General features: G+C 69.1%; 1 protein-coding gene. It reads left to right on the top strand.

Annotated elements, in window-relative coordinates; translation table 11 throughout:
- Window positions 1–246 (top strand): hypothetical protein (locus tag ACNAW0_RS30940; RefSeq protein ID WP_416291570.1); only part of this gene is annotated, 246 nt, incomplete at both ends.

The raw sequence follows: 246 nt of genomic DNA, 5'->3' as shown, positions 1-246 counted from the left end.
AGCACCTTAGGGCTGAACGCAAGTCCCGACGGCTACCAGAACTACTTCCCGGCGATTCCGCGGCTGTGCGTGCCGCGGCTCATCCTTCAGGACGGTCCGGCCGGTGTTGCCAACGGCTTCACCGGTGTCACTCAACTGCCCGCGCCCCTCGGCTTGGCCGCGACCTGGGACCGTTCGCTGGCCACCGGCTACGGCGGCGTGCAGGGCAGCGAGTCGTGGGGCAAGGGCATCCACGTCGCACAGGGC

This window comes from Micromonospora sp. SL1-18 (assembly GCF_047921505.1).
GTDB lineage: Bacteria > Actinomycetota > Actinomycetes > Mycobacteriales > Micromonosporaceae > Micromonospora.
Note: the sequence above shows the minus strand (reverse complement) of the source record. Positions and strands in the feature narration are given on the sequence as shown.